Origin of the sequence: Methylocaldum sp. 14B, assembly GCF_002005105.1 — a bacterium.
GTDB lineage: Bacteria > Pseudomonadota > Gammaproteobacteria > Methylococcales > Methylococcaceae > Methylocaldum.
Genome location: NZ_MSCV01000016.1, coordinates 67235 through 83050, shown reverse-complemented (window position 1 = coordinate 83050; position 15816 = coordinate 67235). Strand labels below are relative to the sequence as shown.

14 protein-coding genes are annotated in these 15816 nt (G+C 57.0%); 3 read left to right on the top strand and 11 right to left on the bottom strand.

Going from position 1 to position 15816, the window contains the following annotated elements; all coding sequences use genetic code 11:
• From B2A78_RS13315 to cysQ, 8 genes are all read right to left on the bottom strand, one after another.
• On the bottom strand, positions 1–744 hold the full coding sequence (locus tag B2A78_RS13315) for a uracil-DNA glycosylase (protein WP_077730489.1): 744 nt from the start codon (positions 742–744) through the stop codon (positions 1–3).
• 47 nt (positions 745–791) lie between these two features.
• Complete coding sequence (locus B2A78_RS13310; protein WP_077730488.1) at positions 792–2339, bottom strand: 2-isopropylmalate synthase; 1548 nt, start codon at positions 2337–2339, stop codon at positions 792–794.
• Between the two features lie 334 nt (positions 2340–2673).
• Complete coding sequence (gene pssA, locus B2A78_RS13305) at positions 2674–3417, bottom strand: CDP-diacylglycerol--serine O-phosphatidyltransferase (RefSeq protein WP_077730487.1); 744 nt, start codon at positions 3415–3417, stop codon at positions 2674–2676.
• Positions 3418–3530: 113 nt separating this feature from the next.
• Positions 3531–4547, bottom strand: coding sequence for a ketol-acid reductoisomerase (ilvC, locus tag B2A78_RS13300; protein WP_077730486.1), 1017 nt, complete (start codon positions 4545–4547; stop codon positions 3531–3533).
• A gap of 241 nt (positions 4548–4788) precedes the next feature.
• Entirely contained in the window at positions 4789–5280 is a 492-nt protein-coding gene (gene ilvN, locus B2A78_RS13295) for an acetolactate synthase small subunit (protein ID WP_077730485.1), read from the bottom strand.
• Positions 5280–7010: an acetolactate synthase 3 large subunit gene (locus B2A78_RS13290; RefSeq protein ID WP_077730484.1), complete on the bottom strand. Its 1731-nt coding sequence runs from the start codon at positions 7008–7010 to the stop codon at positions 5280–5282. Before B2A78_RS13290 ends, ilvN begins: the two co-directional genes overlap by 1 nt.
• A gap of 212 nt (positions 7011–7222) precedes the next feature.
• A complete protein-coding gene (locus B2A78_RS26070) occupies positions 7223–7378 on the bottom strand; it encodes a hypothetical protein (RefSeq protein WP_168175415.1) in 156 nt (51 codons plus the stop codon).
• Positions 7379–7453: 75 nt separating this feature from the next.
• Positions 7454–8272 (bottom strand): 3'(2'),5'-bisphosphate nucleotidase CysQ, encoded by an 819-nt coding sequence (gene cysQ, locus B2A78_RS13285; RefSeq protein ID WP_077730483.1) that lies wholly within the window; start codon positions 8270–8272, stop codon positions 7454–7456.
• Positions 8273–8360: 88 nt separating this feature from the next.
• Here cysQ and yrfG point away from each other — a divergent pair, with 88 nt between their 5' ends.
• The 3 genes from yrfG to rho all read left to right on the top strand — a co-directional run bounded on the left by yrfG (position 8361) and on the right by rho (position 11016).
• Complete coding sequence (gene yrfG / locus B2A78_RS13280) at positions 8361–9017, top strand: GMP/IMP nucleotidase (protein ID WP_077730482.1); 657 nt, start codon at positions 8361–8363, stop codon at positions 9015–9017.
• Between the two features lie 236 nt (positions 9018–9253).
• The gene (gene trxA / locus B2A78_RS13275) at positions 9254–9583 is read left to right on the top strand and encodes a thioredoxin TrxA (protein WP_077730481.1); all 330 of its coding nucleotides are present in this window, start codon (positions 9254–9256) and stop codon (positions 9581–9583) included.
• A gap of 176 nt (positions 9584–9759) precedes the next feature.
• Positions 9760–11016, top strand: coding sequence for a transcription termination factor Rho (gene rho / locus B2A78_RS13270; RefSeq protein WP_077730480.1), 1257 nt, complete (start codon positions 9760–9762; stop codon positions 11014–11016).
• 64 nt (positions 11017–11080) lie between these two features.
• Here rho and rmuC read toward each other — a convergent pair whose 3' ends face one another.
• Genes rmuC through hemL form a run of 3 tightly spaced genes read right to left on the bottom strand, consistent with a single transcriptional unit; the run spans position 11081 to position 15795 of the window.
• Complete coding sequence (gene rmuC, locus B2A78_RS13265; protein WP_240502523.1) at positions 11081–12574, bottom strand: DNA recombination protein RmuC; 1494 nt, start codon at positions 12572–12574, stop codon at positions 11081–11083.
• A gap of 30 nt (positions 12575–12604) precedes the next feature.
• Positions 12605–14518 carry a VTT domain-containing protein gene (locus B2A78_RS13260; protein WP_077730479.1) on the bottom strand — a complete coding sequence of 638 codons (1914 nt, stop codon included), beginning with the start codon at positions 14516–14518 and terminating at the stop codon, positions 12605–12607.
• Positions 14515–15795 carry a glutamate-1-semialdehyde 2,1-aminomutase gene (gene hemL, locus B2A78_RS13255; RefSeq protein WP_077730478.1) on the bottom strand — a complete coding sequence of 427 codons (1281 nt, stop codon included), beginning with the start codon at positions 15793–15795 and terminating at the stop codon, positions 14515–14517. The genes B2A78_RS13260 and hemL overlap by 4 nt, the downstream gene beginning before the upstream one ends.
• Positions 15796–15816 lie beyond the last annotated feature (21 nt).

Here is a 15816-nt window from a genome sequence, read left to right as displayed (position 1 = left end):
TTATGCTTGTTGTCGAAAAGCCCGCATGGCTAGTTTGAGATCCTCCCATGCCCTACGTTTTTCCGTTTGCGAGCGCAGCAGGTAAGCGGGATGGTAAGTCACCACCAGCGGAATCTGGTCGTAATAATGCACCTGGCCGCGTAGTTTACCGATGGGCGTCGCGGTTTTTAATAAGTTTTGCGCGGCAATACGGCCTACGGCCAGAATAATCTTAGGTTTGATCAAGGCGACCTGCCCTTTCAAATATCCCTCGCAGGCCGCCGCTTCCTCCGGGGCCGGATCGCGATTCCTGGGCGGACGGCATTTGATCACGTTAGCGATGTAAACGGCTTCCCTTTTGAGACCGACGGCCCGAATCATTTCGTTGAGCAATTGCCCGGCCCGCCCCACGAATGGTTCGCCTTGCAGATCTTCCTGTTCTCCAGGCGCTTCGCCAATCACCATCCATTCGGCTTCGCGATTGCCGACGCCGAAAACAGTCTGAGTACGGCCTTGGTGTAGCGGACAGGCGGTACATCCCGCTACGCGGGCCTCCAAATCCGCCCAATCCGGCAGACAACCCGAAGACACAGCATCGATCGGAGGCGAATTCACCGCGCTTATTAGGCTCTCACTCAAGCCATCCGGCGTAGCCTGGGGTAGGTCCGGATTTTCGGCAGCCTCGAACGCGGCACGCCGCCGGGGTACCCAAACTTGGATACCCATCGAATGGAGATAATCCAGGCGTCGTTCATCGCGAGGCATAGGCCGGAACCGTTCTTAGACCGCCTCTTCGCAAAACTCGGGCATTATCAAACGTCTCCCGCCACTTGAGGATGCATGCGTTGCCGCGGCGCCAGGAGTTTGTTGACCGCATTGATGTAGGCCTTGGCCGAAGCGATCACGATATCGGTATCTGCGCCCTGGCCGTTGACGATCCGCCCGCCCTTTTCCAGGCGAACCGTCACTTCGCCCTGAGCGTCGGTGCCGGTGGTGATGTTATTGACCGAATACAGCAACAAGGTGGAGTCGGTATGAACTACGGATTCGATGGCCTTGAAGCTCGCGTCGACAGCGCCGCTGCCCTGGGCGGTGCCGCTCACTTCTTCGTTTTCGACCTTGAGCGACACTCGCGCGCAAGGAACCTCGCCCGTTTCCGAGCATACCTTGAGCGCGACAAGCTTAACCCGCTCGTCCTCCGCCTCGACGCCCGCTTCCGTGATCAAAGCCTGCAGGTCTTCATCGAAGATTTCGTGCTTTTTGTCAGCCAAGTCCTTGAAACGCTGGAATGCGTCGTTCAATTCCGCCTCGGATCCGAACTCTATCCCCAGTTCCTGCATGCGCGTGCGAAACGCGTTGCGCCCGGAATGCTTGCCCAGCACCATCCGGTTTGCAGTCCAGCCGACTTCCTCCGCGCTCATGATTTCATAGGTCTCGCGGCTCTTCAAAACGCCGTCCTGATGAATGCCGGACTCGTGCGCAAAAGCATTGGCTCCGACGATCGCCTTGTTGGGCTGCACCGGAAAACCGGTGATATTCGAGACAAGTTTGGAACACGCAACGATTTCTCGGGTGTCGATCTCGACTCGGCAGGGAAACACGTCTTTACGGGTCTTGACCGCCATGACGATCTCCTCCAGCGCGGCATTGCCGGCCCGTTCGCCCAAGCCGTTGATCGTGCATTCGACCTGCCGCGCCCCGTTCATGACGGCGGACAGCGAATTTGCCACCGCCAGACCCAGATCGTTGTGGCAATGCACCGAAAAAATAGCTTTATCGGAGTTGGGAATACGTTCTCTCAAACGCCGGATGGTGGCGCCGAATTGCTCCGGCACGCTGTAACCGACGGTATCGGGAATATTCAAGGTTTTCGCGCCCGCATCGATAACCGCCTCGAGTATTCGACACAGAAAATCTTCTTCCGAACGTCCGGCGTCTTCCGGCGAAAACTCGACATCATCCGTATACTGCCTCGCCCTTTTTACAGCCTTTACGGCATACTCGATCACCTGATCGGGCTCCATGCGCAGCTTTCTCTGCATATGAATCGGCGAAGTCGCGATAAACGTGTGAATACGCGCCCGATTGGCCTCCTTGAGCGCCTCGCCCGCACGGTCGATGTCCCTATCCAAAGCCCGCGCCAAACCGCATACCGTGCTTTCCTTGACCGCCCGAGCCACAGCTTGCACCGATTCGAAATCGCCGGGACTCGCCGCCGGAAAACCGGCCTCGATCACATCCACCCGCAGACGCTCGAGCGCCTTGGCGATGCGCACCTTTTCGTCCCGCGTCATGGAAGCGCCGGGACTTTGCTCGCCGTCTCGCAGCGTCGTGTCGAAAATGATGAGTTTGTCGCTCATGATAAAACCTCGTCTATCTCTCGTGGCCTCTCTTCAAGAGGACCCTGCATTTATGTTCGCGCTTAGGATTTTGGAATGCGTCAAGTCTACTGCCCCTCAGGGCAGGAGACGAAGACGCAGAAGGTCGAGGAATTCAGAGCGACAGACAGCGCCGACCCGGCCGATGAGTCGGTCGGATTTCCGGCGTTGTAGGTTGGCGATTGAATGCATGGATTTGTGACTGCCTTTCGAGCAACTATATTACTCATCCGAATACCGTACAAGCGCCATAGTGGGGAATAGTTTCGCCTTATCCGGCGAAGGACTTTAATGTCAGCAGATTCCCCGTCCCTTCTCAGGTTCGGCGCTCGCTCCGCATTTTACGTCGCCCGAGCAAAGTCAGTACCGGCCCCGAAACAGCGTAAGCCGTAAACATGACAAACAGCATCAGGGGCGGATTGGTAAAAATGAAGGCGAATACCAGCATCACGAGGATAGCCCACATGAACGGCACCCGTCCGCGGAGATCCACATCCTTGAAGCTGTAGTAACGGAAGTTGCTGACCATCAGGAGCCCGGTCATCAAGGCTAGTCCGAGCGAGACATAGCGCATGGACTCGCCGGTCAGACCGTAGGTTTCGCTAAACCAGATAAACCCGGCCAAAATCGCGGCGGCGGAAGGACTCGGCAAACCTTGAAAATACCGTTTGTCCGCGGTTGCGATCTGGGTATTGAAGCGGGCCAAGCGAAGCGCTGCACCGGCGGCGTGCACGAAAGCGGCAACCCATCCGATCTTGCCCAGCGTCGTCAGCGACCAGATGTAGGCAACCAAGGCGGGAGCGGCACCGAAGGAAATCATGTCGGCCATGCTGTCGTATTCGGCCCCGAAGGCGCTCTGCGTATTGGTGAGACGCGCCACCCGTCCGTCGAGACCGTCCAGAACCATGGCAATGAAGATGGCGACGGCAGCCACTTCGAAGCGCCCGTTAAAGGCGGCGGTGATGGCGTAGAAACCGGCGAAAAGCGCTGCTGTCGTGAACAAGTTCGGCAAGAGATAGATGCCGCGCCGACGCCTCGCAGGGGGAATTTGTTCTTCCATAGTCCCGCTTTAAGTTGAATCAACCGATAATGCGGGCTAGCTTAACATAGCCCGCCGCCAGTTCGGCGGGTCGAGCACGAACCGATTGGCTCGTGCCCGGCCGAAAGCAAGAATCAGTTCTTGCTTTTATCGACGATTTTGTTGGCTTTGATCCAAGGCATCATGTCGCGCAACTTCGCACCGACCTGTTCGATTTCGTGCTCGCGACCCAGACGCCGCTTGGCCTTCAGCGTGGCGCAACCGGCCTGATTCTCCAGAATGAATTCGCGGGCAAACTCGCCGCGCTGAATTTCGCCGAGAATCTTCTTCATCTCCTTTTTCGTCTCCTCCGTGACGACACGTGGCCCGCGGGTCAGGTCGCCGTATTCGGCGGTATTGGAGATTGAATAGCGCATGTTGGCGATGCCGCCTTCATACATCAAATCGACGATCAGCTTCAGCTCGTGCAAGCACTCGAAGTATGCCATTTCGGGAGCGTAGCCGGCTTCCACCAAGGTCTCGAACCCGGCCTGCACGAGTGCCGTCGCGCCGCCGCACAATACGGCCTGTTCACCGAACAGGTCGGTTTCGGTCTCTTCGCGGAAGGTCGTTTCGATGATGCCGGCGCGTCCGCCGCCGTTTGCAGAGGCATAGGACAAGGCGATTTCCTTGGCCTGTCCCGAAGCGTTCTGATAAACCGCGATCAGGGAGGGTACGCCGCCGCCCTGGGTGTATGTCGAACGCACCAGGTGGCCGGGGCCTTTCGGCGCGATCATGATCACGTCTAGATCGGCGCGCGGCTGGATCTGTTCGAAATGGATATTGAACCCGTGGGCGAACGCCAACGCCGCACCTTGCTTGATGTTCGGTTCGATCTGCTCGGAATAGAGTTTCGCCTGGTGTTCGTCCGGAGCCAGTACCATGATGACGTCGGCTTGTTTCACGGCCTCTTCCACCGACATGACGGTCAGCCCCGCGTTCTCGGCCTTCACTGCGGAGGCCGAACTCGGACGCAATGCGACGATGACCGAAACGCCTGAATCTTTCAGGTTGTTGGCGTGAGCGTGGCCTTGCGAGCCGTAGCCGATAATGGCGACCTTCTTGTTCCGAATAATCGAAAGATCGGCATCTTTGTCGTAATAAACCTGCATGAATGGTCCTCGTGATTTATCGTTTTGGTTGATTACTATTCGTAACGAAATTAAAAACCACATCGTCACCCCGGCAGGGAAGGGGCCGATTAAAGGCCCGTTTGCGATTGGGACTGCCGGGGTCCAGTTTACAGGGACGTAGACGCTAAAACCTTCCGTGGCTTCTGGATTCCGGCACGCCCTGCCGGAATGACGGGTAATACTGGCATTTGTTATACGCTGCAGTCGTCATCGGCATTAGTTAGGCGTGAAGCCCGCGGTCGCCGCGCAGAATGCCCGTTGTGCCGGAGCGCACGACCTCGATGATGGCCTCCTGATCGAGCGTCTGGAGAAACGCGTCCAGCTTGGACTTTTCGCCGGTAACCTCGATGACGTAGCTCACCGGCGTAACATCGATGATTTTTCCGCGAAAGATATCGGTCAGGCGAATGATTTCCTCCCGCGCCCTGTCGACGGCACGCACTTTCACCATCATCAATTCACGTTCGATGTGGGAAGATTCCGAAATATCGATGAGTTTGACCACATCGATCAGCTTGTTGAGCTGCTTGGTAATCTGCTCGATGATCTCGTCGCTGCCGGTGGTAACCAGCGTCATTCGCGACAAGGACGCATCCTCCGTGGGCGCCACGGTCAACGACTCGATGTTGTATCCGCGTGCGGAAAAAAGTCCCGCCACCCGCGACAACGCCCCCGATTCGTTCTCCATCAAAATGGAAATGATGTGGCGCATCAGGCAAGCTCCCTCTCGATGGTGACGCCGGGAGCGAGGCGCATCTCATGGTGAGCCTTGCCGGCCTCGATCATCGGATATACGTTCTCGGTCGGATCGGTCAGGAAATTCATGAATACAGTACGATCCTTCAGCTTGAACGCCTCCTCCAGTGCCGGGCGCACGTCGGCGGGCTTTTCGATGTGCATGCCGATATGGCCGTAAGCTTCGGCCAGCTTGACGAAATCGGGAATGGTCTCCAAGTAGGAGTGGGAGTAGCGGCTTTCGTAGGTGAATTCCTGCCACTGGCGGACCATGCCCATGTAACCGTTATTGAGATTCACGATTTTGATAGGCGTGCGGTATTGCAGGGCCGTAGCCAACTCCTGGATGCACATCTGAATGCTCGCCTCCCCGGTTACGCAGGCCACGTCCGCATCGGGGTGAGCCAGCTTGGCGCCAATGGCCGCCGGCAAACCGAACCCCATGGTGCCGAGTCCGCCCGAGTTGATCCAGCGGCGCGGCTTGTCGAATTTGTAGAACTGAGCCGTCCACATTTGATGCTGCCCGACATCGGACGTTACGAATGCATCGCCATTGGTGACTTCGTACAACTGCTCGATGACGTATTGCGGCTTGATCAACGGACTATTCCGATCGTAACGCAAGCAGTCCAAGGATTGCCAGCGCGCGATTTGATCCCACCATGCGGTAAGAGCATCTTCATCGGCCCGCTTCTCACTGCTCCCCAGTATCTCGATCATGTCCTCCAGGACCGGGCCGACTTCACCGACGATGGGAACGTCGACGCGCACCGTCTTGGAGATAGAAGCAGGATCGATATCGATGTGAATGATCTTCGCATGCGGGCAAAACTGGCTGAGCTTGCCGGTAACCCGATCGTCGAACCGCGCACCGACGGCGAACAGCACATCGCATTCGTGCATGGCCATATTCGCCTCGTAGGTTCCGTGCATGCCCAGCATGCCCAGAAACTGCCGATCGGTGGCCGGATAGGCCCCCAATCCCATCAAGGTACTGGTGATCGGAAATCCGAGTATCCGGGTAATTTCCTTCAACTGTTCGGACGCATTGCCCAATATGACGCCGCCTCCCGAATAGATCATCGGCCTCTTGGCGGAGAGCAACAACTCTACCGCTTTCTTGATCTGCCACCGATGCCCCTTGACCTGCGGGTTATAGGAGCGGATTGAAACCGAGCGCGGGTACTCGTAAGGAATCTTGAGATTGGGATCGGTGACGTCCTTCGGAACGTCGACCACCACGGGACCGGGTCGGCCGGTGGTGGCGATGTAGAACGCCTTCTTGATGGTCTCCGCCAGCTTGTGCACGTCCTTTACCAGGAAATTGTGCTTTACACAGGGCCGGGTGATGCCGATAGTGTCGCACTCCTGGAAGGCATCGCTGCCGATGACCGGCAAGGGCACTTGGCCGGTGATGATTACCATCGGAATCGAATCCATGTAGGCCGTCGCGATGCCGGTGACTGCATTGGTGGCTCCGGGGCCGGAAGTCACCAGCACCACGCCGGGCTTGCCGGTCGAGCGCGCGTATCCGTCCGCGGCATGGGTCGCACCCTGTTCGTGGCGCACCAGGATGTGCTTCACGTCGTCCTGTCTGAACAGAGCATCGTAGATATGCAATACGGCCCCGCCGGGGTAACCGAAAATGTATTCAACCCCTTCGTCCTTAAGACTTTGGACCAGGATTTCCGCGCCGCTGAGCTCCACGGTTTCAACACCCCTAAAAAAGAATCAGGCGTTTCGAAAACGCCCGTTTCGGCCGAGACAACAAAATAAAAATAGCCGATAACGGTACTCGGATTCACATTCTCCGTCAAGCCGCGGCCACGCGGATGGCGTTCGTTCGATCCTCGCATGACGTTTCCCGGAATTGTACCGTACTTGGACAGCGGAAACGCCTCGATAGTGACTTCGGCCTCTTACGCAGCGTTGACGAACCGGTACTTTTGCTCTGGATACATTTCCACTTCGAATGGATTGGCTCCGAGCATGATGACCCGCGCCGGCGTAACAACTCCCTCGATATGCACCGCTAGTTGCCGTATGCCGCGCCATCCTCGGGTCTTGCGGAACATGATTGTTCAGGAGTGGCGCCCCGGCGGTCTTCATCAAAGCTGCCCAAGGCCTTATTCGACCAAGCGGGGTGCGCGTCAGCCCTCTATGCCGCCCGCGTATCTGTACCAGTCTCTGGATTTGTCGCCGAATACCAGAAAATAAGGATTGAGCAGCGACGGCTTGGTGTTGTAAAGCAGTGGCTGACCGCGCAAGTCGGTCACCTCGCCACCGGCTTCCTTCACTATGCAATGCGCCGCCGCGGTATCCCATTCGGAGGTCAGACCGATGCGGGGATAGAGATCCGCCGCGCCTTCCGCCACCCAGCAGAGTTTCAGAGAACTGCCGATCGACATCAGTTCATGCTCGCCCAGTCGGGTCAGGTAGATTGCCAATTCCTCTGTCTGGTGCGAGCGACTACCGACCACTCTCAGCGGATAGTGAGCACTCGTCGTCACTTCGATGTTTTGCGGGGGCGAATCGTCGATCTGCCTGTAGGCGCCGCATCCCTCGGATGCAAAGTAGCAAAGGTCTTTCGCCGGTGCGTACACTACGCCGAGCACTGGTTGATGACGATGAATCAAGGCCACGTTGACGGTGAACTCGCCGTTTCGTTTGATAAACTCCTTGGTACCGTCCAGAGGATCGATCAGCCAAAAGGTCTCCCAGTCGCATCGTTCCTCGAACGGCAAACTTTTGGATTCTTCCGAAATGATCGGATAGGCCGGACGCAAAGCCGCGAGCCCTTCGACCAGACAGTGATGGGAAGCGAGATCGGCCGCGGTGAGCGGCGAACTATCTTCTTTTACGCCGACGCGGAAATCCGATCCGTAGATCTCGAGGATACGACGCCCGGACTCCTTGGCGAGAGCGACTACGGTCTCGAGAAAGCGGGAGGGTTCTTTTCTGAGGGGCATGGCTTGAAATCCGCAGCTACTCACTGGATACGCTGAATGGAGGGAATCGAAGATAATGACTGAAAGCAACCGAGTAAAATATTAAACCATGATCGATTGGCGAAACATTAGCAGCGTGTTTCTCGATATGGACGGCACGCTGTTGGACCTGAATTTCGATAACCACTTTTGGCTCGAATTCGTTCCGCTGCGTTACGCCGAACGGCACGGACTTTCGGTCGCGGAAGCCAAAGCCGAATTGACACCCCGGTTCAAGGAAACCGAGGGACGACTCGAATGGTACTGCCTGGATTACTGGACTGATCGTTTGTGCCTGGACATCGTAGGCTTAAAAGCCGAAATCGCGGGACTGATAGCGATACTACCTCATGTCACCGACTTCCTCGATGCCGTACGCAAAGCCGAAAAGCGTTTGGTGCTGGTAACCAACGCACACCCGAAAAGCTTGGGTTTGAAGTTGGAGCGAACCTGCCTCCATGGTTTTTTTGACGAAATCTTCTCTTCGCATGCATTCGGATTTCCGAAGGAGCATCCCGGCTTTTGGAAAGCCCTTAGCGCCATAGAACCCTTTTCGGCGGATAAGACGCTACTGGTCGACGACAGCGTGACCGTATTACACGCCGCCCGCCAATTTGGCATCCGGCACGTAGTTGCCGTGAAGAAACCCGATAGCCGGCAACCTCCAAGAAACATCGTCGAATTCGACGCCATTGAGGACTTTCGCGAGCTAATGCCTCCAAGCTGAAATCGACCGCGGCGCCAATCCCCGAAACAAGTCCGTCGCCCCCATTTGCCCGTCCGTCCGCGAGCCGATTCCGGTGTTTACCGAAGGCAATTTACGTACGGAACCATGGGGCTTGAAATTGTCATTCGTTTAAGCTGAAATGCACGTACGCAAGGGAAAGCTGCACCATTCCCATTCGTACTGGCCGTTGGCGCCCCAGTCCCTTCCAATTTCCCCGTTGAGACCGTGAGGAGTTCATTGTGAGCGAACGCATACTTCAAGTTACCGATGCCGAATTCGAGGATAAGGTCCTCAAAGCGAGCGGCCCTGTACTAGTCGATTTCTGGGCCGAATGGTGCGGTCCCTGCAAGATGATTGCACCTATTCTGGAGGAGGTCGCTGGGGATTATGAAGGTAAGCTGACGATCGCCAAGCTCAATATCGACGACAATCCTGGAACGCCCCAGCGCTACGGCGTACGCGGAATTCCAACGCTGATTTTGTTTAAGAACGGCGAAGTGGAAGCCACTAAGGTAGGAGCCTTGGCCAAATCGCAACTGGCTGCATTCCTTGACGCCAATATTTGAGCATCCGGCATGTGCGGGCCGGTTCTGACTAGACGGCCTCGCACGCCTGTGCTAACTTTGGTGTAACTCTTAACGTCGTCCTCTTAACCGGGCCACTTCCGGCCGTTCTCTCCAAGCTCGTCTCTCATACGAGCGCAATTCCTTAGATCATTTACATCTGCTCTTCACTAACGTCTATGAATCTGACCGATCTTAAACGCAAACCCGTTTCCGAACTCATCGAAATCGCTGAATCACTCGACATCGAAGGCGTTGCTCGAACGCGCAAACAGGATTTGATCTTTTCGATCCTGAAAAAACAGGCCAAAAGCGGGGAAGATATCTACGGCGACGGGGTATTGGAAATCCTGAGCGACGGATTCGGCTTTCTGAGGTCCGCCGACAGCTCCTTTTTGGCCGGACCCGATGATATTTACGTCTCGCCCAGTCAGATTCGTAGATTTAGCTTACGAACCGGAGACACGATTTCCGGAAAGATTCGTCCGCCCAAGGACAACGAGCGCTACTTCGCAATGCTCAAGGTCGAGCAAATCAACTATGAGCCGCCGGAAAACGCCAAGCACAAGATCTTATTCTCTAACCTAACTCCCTTATTTCCTGTCGAACGCCTGCAACTGGAGATCGGCAACGGAACCACCGAGGATTTGACCGCTCGGGTGATCGACCTGGTCGCACCGATCGGCAAAGGGCAGCGCGGCTTGATCGTGTCGCCGCCGAAAGCCGGCAAGACCATGATCCTCCAGAACATCGCCCATTCGGTCGCCGAAAAGAACCCTGAATGTTACCTGATCGTCCTACTGATCGACGAACGGCCGGAAGAAGTCACCGAGATGCAGCGCAGCGTCAAGGGCGAAGTCGTATCCAGCACCTTCGACGAACCGCCGGCGCGTCACGTGCAAGTGGCGGAGATGGTCCTGGAAAAAGCTAAGCGCCTAGTCGAGCACAAGCGCGATGTCGTCATCCTTCTCGACTCTATCACCCGCCTCGCCCGAGCTTACAACACAGTGATCCCGTCCTCGGGCAAAGTGTTGACCGGCGGCGTGGACGCCAACGCCCTGGAACGTCCCAAGCGCTTTTTCGGTGCCGCTCGTAACATCGAGGAAGGCGGCAGCCTCACGATCATCGCTACCGCACTGATCGATACCGGGTCGCGCATGGACGAAGTGATCTACGAAGAATTCAAGGGCACCGGCAATATGGAATTGCATCTCGAGCGGAAAATCGCCGAGAAGCGCGTTTATCCGGCCATCAATATCAACCGATCCGGAACCCGCCGCGAGGAATACATCGTTCCGGCGGACGAACTGCAAAAATGCTGGATTTTACGCAAAATCCTGCAACCGATGGACGAAATGGCAGCCAGCGAATTCCTGCTGGGCAAACTGAAGGACACCAAGACTAACGCCGAGTTCTTCGACATGATGAAGCGCTGAAGGAGCAAGAAAAGCCCCTCCTTCAAGCCGATCCAAGCCGTTCAGCTCAAAACAAGCCGTATAATCATCCTTCGGACGATTCGCTCGTCTCCCCGATTGCCGGAAGTTCCAGCTTTAGCGCGGCGTACATGTCGTCTTCGACGTCCAGATCGACTTTCTCCAAAATACTTTTTGGGAGCCGTTTGTTCACTTTTGCGCCCAGTTCCACAAAACTTTCCGCCTGCCGGATTAAATTGCCGCGCCCGCGGGTAAGTTTATTCATCGCGTCGTCATAAGTCTTGTGGACGCTGCTGAGCTGGGTGCCCAATTTTTCCAAGTCTTCCACGAATCCGCGCAATTTGTCGTAAATCGAGCCCGCCTTGTCCGCGATCAACTTCGCATTTTCATTCCGCCGCTCGTAGCGCCAGATGTTTTCTATGGTACGTAAAGTAGCCAGCAAGGTGGTCGGGGTCACCACTACGATATTGCTGGAGAACGCATCCGAGAACAGCTTGTCGTCGTGCTGGAAGGCCAGCATGAAAGCCGACTCGATCGGCATGAACAGCAGAATAAAATCCAGAGAGCGCAGCCCATTCAAGCCGGAATAATCTTTCTGCGCCAAGGTTTTGATATGGTTACGCACGGCCAGAACATGCTCGCGCACCGCCGACTCCCGCTCCGGTCCGTCGTCCAGAGAACAGCAGCGGTCGTAAGCCACCAGCGAGACCTTGGAATCGATGATGATGTCCTTGCCTTCCGGCAGGTGCACGATGACATCGGGTCGAAATAAGCGATTTTCGCCGTCGCGATAACCGCCTTGAGTTTCGTATTCGATGCCCTTGCGCAAGCCGGACTGCTCCAACACCCGCTCCAGAATCAGTTCCCCCCAGGCGCCTTGCAATTTTTTGTCGCCTTTCAACGCGCGAGTCAGATTGACCGCTTCCTGGTTGATACGCTGGGTCTGCAAGCGAAGGTTCTCGATCTCCTGGCGCAGAGATGCCCTGTCCTTCGCGTCGTGGAGATGCATTTCGTCCACCTTCTTTCGGAAATCGCCGAGCTGTTCGCGAAACGGCGTCAAAACGCCGTCGAGTTGGCTCTTGTTCTGTTCGGTGAATTTCTGCGTCTTTTCCTCGAGTATTTTCTGCGCCAGATTTTCGAACTGGGTGAACAGTTGAACTTCCGCGTTACGAAGCAGCGCCAGCTTTCCTTCGGTGTTTTTCTCTTCGTTCTCGAGGCGCGTCCTGAGTTCGGCGCATTCCGTCCGCGCGGCCGTAAGCTGCTGGCTTGTTTCGGCCAGTCTGCTTTCCAGTAGCGGGATGCGTCCCGCTTTTTCTTCAGCGACGGCCAGCCCCGTGCTCAACGAATAGACTCGATCTTGGCGATCAGCCAGCTCTTCCGACAATTCAGCAATTTTCTGCGCCTGCTCCTCAGTCAATCGCCGGCACAATTCCGGATGATGTCCTCTGTGGCGCAAAGACGCTATCAGCCATCCGACGGACAGTCCCAAAAGCATGCCGACAGCCAGAATCAGAGAAGGCGGCAGCTTATCGATATTCGCCACCCAATGTGTATTATCCATCGGCCCACGCTGCCCGGAAAAAAGACCTGATCATCGAGATTTACTGGGGGGAAGCAACACGACGACCTGATCGTTCTCGCTCGTTCTCAGGACGAACGGACGAAGCGACAGGAGATCATCGGTCAAGATGTTGAGTGCGTCCGTACCGTCGACTGCCTCTTCGGACAACTTCAGGATACCGAAGACATTACGCTCCTCCAAAAAGGCGACACTTCCCAGCCAGATTGGGATGGCTCCCGGCTGCAACTGTTGTCCGCTCGGCCAGAAACGAACGATCAACCACCGCCCGTCGGAAGTCGCCTTGATCATACGAAGAGTATCCACATCGATCTGGTTGAAGTGAGGTAAAACCGGCAAGTCCGCCATTCCGGTCTGAGGATTCAGAAAGTGCAGCGCCTGGGTCGGTGTCAAAGGCTTCGGCTCTTGCCAGCCAAGTTTAACCAGATCCGAATGGATAGTATCGATCGACGATGCCCATTGAACACTGAGCGCCTGCTCGGATCGGCCGATCGTCTTCACCCGGTAGGCCGGCAAAAACCGCCAGCCCTGTTCGAGCCAGTGCTCCTCGCTTACGCTTAGAAGCGGTCGCCGATAGTAAAACTCTTCCAGCGAGTGGCTATACCAAACAACCGCCCCGATGCCCACTAGGGAAACCATCACGATCCCGATCAAGCCTCTGATCGGTACATCGCCGTGCCGATGGCGCCGATAGGCCACCCCCAGCAGGACCAGCCAGATCAGAACCATCGACAGAGTAAAGCAAGCCGCGAGAAACTCGCCCGTATCGGCATAGACGCGAGCGAACGCGATAACGGTGACCAGCAGGGTCGCCCCGGAGTAAATCAACCAGCGCCAACGCGGCGTCGCGCTGTCCGCGGTCAACACTGCCGCAAAACCGTACACCGCGCCGCCGTTCAGGACATGACTATCGATCAGCGGATTATCGTCAACGAAACGGCAGACCGTTCCGAGCGCCAACGCGAAAATCAGCGCTCCCAGGAAATGCGCCGCGGCGACAGCTTGCTTCCGGATCAATAACCAGCCGAGCACGACCGCCGAGAAAACCGACACGGACAAGGTCTCGCCCAATTCCTCGAACACGATCAAGGCATAATCGGACCAAGGAGTTCGCCAGGCTTCCAAGGACACGGGCACCGAATCGGCTGGTACCAAGAAGCAGGCCAGCAAACCAGACAGGCCCAAAATCGCCGCCCACACCGATAGGCCGGCGTAATCGCGTTGCTCAGGATCGATGAGGGGAGCGGTGAGACGTCCCAGCAGGGGGTGCTCTCGGCTAAGGTCGAACGTCGCCAGAATGAGCTGGTGCGCCCGGGGCTGGAAGTAAAGATAAAGATGCTTGCTCAACCAGGCCCCGAACCATAGGACCACTAGCAACGCAATCAATAGGGCGGCCAAGCGTCCGGTCACCTTTGACGCCAGATCGAGGGATGCGCCGAAGGCCATGCCCGGCAGCAAATATGCGGGACCCCAGAGAACGGCGGACAACACATTGATATAAACGAACCGCCGCGCCGGCATCGTCAGCATGCCCGCCACCAAGGGGATCACTGCGCGGACCGGACCGACGAAACGCCCGAACAGCACGCTGCGTCCCCCGTAGCGGTGGAAATAATCGATGCCGCGGTTGATCATTCCCGGATAGCGCGTAAACGGCCACAGAGACGATAAGCGATCGCGATAACGCCATCCCAGCCAAAAGCTGATCCCGTCGCCGACTACCGCTCCGGCTATCGCGTAAGCGCAGGTCGGAGCAAAGGAAAGAGCTCCAGCGCCTACGAGCGCCCCGGCGGCGAACATCATGGCGACGCCGGGAACCACTAGCCCCACCACTGCCAAGGATTCGGCCATGGCAATCAAAAAGACCGCTAGGCCGGCGTGGTGGGGATGCAGTGCGATCCATGCGTAAATCGTTTCAAAGCTCAAAGTCGATTAAAGACGCGCTCCGCCGCCTGTAGGGTTTGATCCAGAACGTCAAAATCATGGGCCGCCGAGACGAAGCCGGCCTCGAACGCGGACGGAGCGAGATAAACGCCTTCGTCCAGCATGGCGTGGAAAAAGCGCTTGAAGCGCTCCTGATCGCAGCCCATGACTTTTTCGAAACTGTCGATGGCCTTCTCCTCGGTGAAAAAGAGACCGAACATGCCGCCGACCCAATTGGCCGCAAATGGAATTCCGGCCTTTAACGCCCGCTCCTGCAAGCCCTCGATCAGATAGCGGGTTCTTTCGCTCAAGCGATCGAAAAAGCCCGGCGCGGAAATCAGTTCCAAGGTCTTCAATCCCGCCGCCATGGCCACGGGATTGCCGGATAAGGTACCCGCCTGATAAACGGGACCTAGCGGAGCCAGCTTTTCCATGATGTCGCGCCGCCCGCCGAAGGCGCCGACCGGCATGCCGCCGCCGATGACTTTGCCGAGCGTGGTCAAATCGGGCGAGATGCCGTAATGCGCCTGCGCTCCGCCCAGCGCCACGCGGAATCCGGTCATGACTTCGTCGAAGATCAGTACCGATCCGTGGGCATCGCAGACCTCCCGCAGGGTTTCCAGGAAGCCCGATTTCGGCGGCACGCAGTTCATGTTGCCGGCGACCGGTTCCACGATGATGCAGGCGATCTCTCCGCCGAAACGCGAAAACACCTCGCGCACCGCGTCGCCGTCGTTGAACGGGAGGGTCAGCGTGTGTTCGGCCAAACCGGCCGGAACGCCGGGCGAACTCGGCACGCCCAGAGTCAGCGCCCCGGAACCCGCCTTGACCAGAAGGGAATCCGAATGCCCGTGATAGCAACCTTCAAACTTGACGATCTTGTCACGACCCGTGTAGCCGCGCGCCAGGCGGATGGCGCTCATGGTCGCTTCGGTGCCGGAATTGACCATCCGCACCATGTCCAACGAAGGCACCAGCTCGCACAGTTTTTTCGCCATCGCGGTCTCGATAGCCGTAGGAGCGCCATAGCTCAGCCCGCGATCCACGGCATCGTGCACGGCTTTCAAGACTTCAGGATGAGCGTGCCCGACAACCATGGGCCCCCAGGAGCCGACATAGTCGATATAGCGGCGTCCATCCGCACCGAACAGGTAAGGCCCTTCGGCGCGCTCCACGAAGATAGGGGTTCCGCCGACCCCTTTAAACGCACGAACCGGCGAATTCACACCGCCCGGAATGTAGGTTTGAGCTTCCGCGAACAATGCGGACACGTCGGCCATAGTCTTCTCTCAATAAATTCT

Excerpts from the sequence above, each read along its gene's own strand:
- B2A78_RS13315 (WP_077730489.1), bottom strand. The coding sequence starts at position 744 with ATGCCTCGCGATGAACGACGCCTGGATTATCTCCATTCGATGGGTATC.
- B2A78_RS13310 (WP_077730488.1), bottom strand. The coding sequence starts at position 2,339 with ATGAGCGACAAACTCATCATTTTCGACACGACGCTGCGAGACGGCGAG.
- pssA (WP_077730487.1), bottom strand. The coding sequence starts at position 3,417 with ATGGAAGAACAAATTCCCCCTGCGAGGCGTCGGCGCGGCATCTATCTC.
- ilvC (WP_077730486.1), bottom strand. The coding sequence starts at position 4,547 with ATGCAGGTTTATTACGACAAAGATGCCGATCTTTCGATTATTCGGAAC.
- ilvN (WP_077730485.1), bottom strand. The coding sequence starts at position 5,280 with ATGCGCCACATCATTTCCATTTTGATGGAGAACGAATCGGGGGCGTTG.
- B2A78_RS26070 (WP_168175415.1), bottom strand. The coding sequence starts at position 7,378 with ATGTTCCGCAAGACCCGAGGATGGCGCGGCATACGGCAACTAGCGGTG.
- cysQ (WP_077730483.1), bottom strand. The coding sequence starts at position 8,272 with ATGCCCCTCAGAAAAGAACCCTCCCGCTTTCTCGAGACCGTAGTCGCT.
- yrfG (WP_077730482.1), top strand. The coding sequence starts at position 8,361 with ATGATCGATTGGCGAAACATTAGCAGCGTGTTTCTCGATATGGACGGC.
- rho (WP_077730480.1), top strand. The coding sequence starts at position 9,760 with ATGAATCTGACCGATCTTAAACGCAAACCCGTTTCCGAACTCATCGAA.
- rmuC (WP_240502523.1), bottom strand. The coding sequence starts at position 12,574 with ATGGATAATACACATTGGGTGGCGAATATCGATAAGCTGCCGCCTTCT.
- hemL (WP_077730478.1), bottom strand. The coding sequence starts at position 15,795 with ATGGCCGACGTGTCCGCATTGTTCGCGGAAGCTCAAACCTACATTCCG.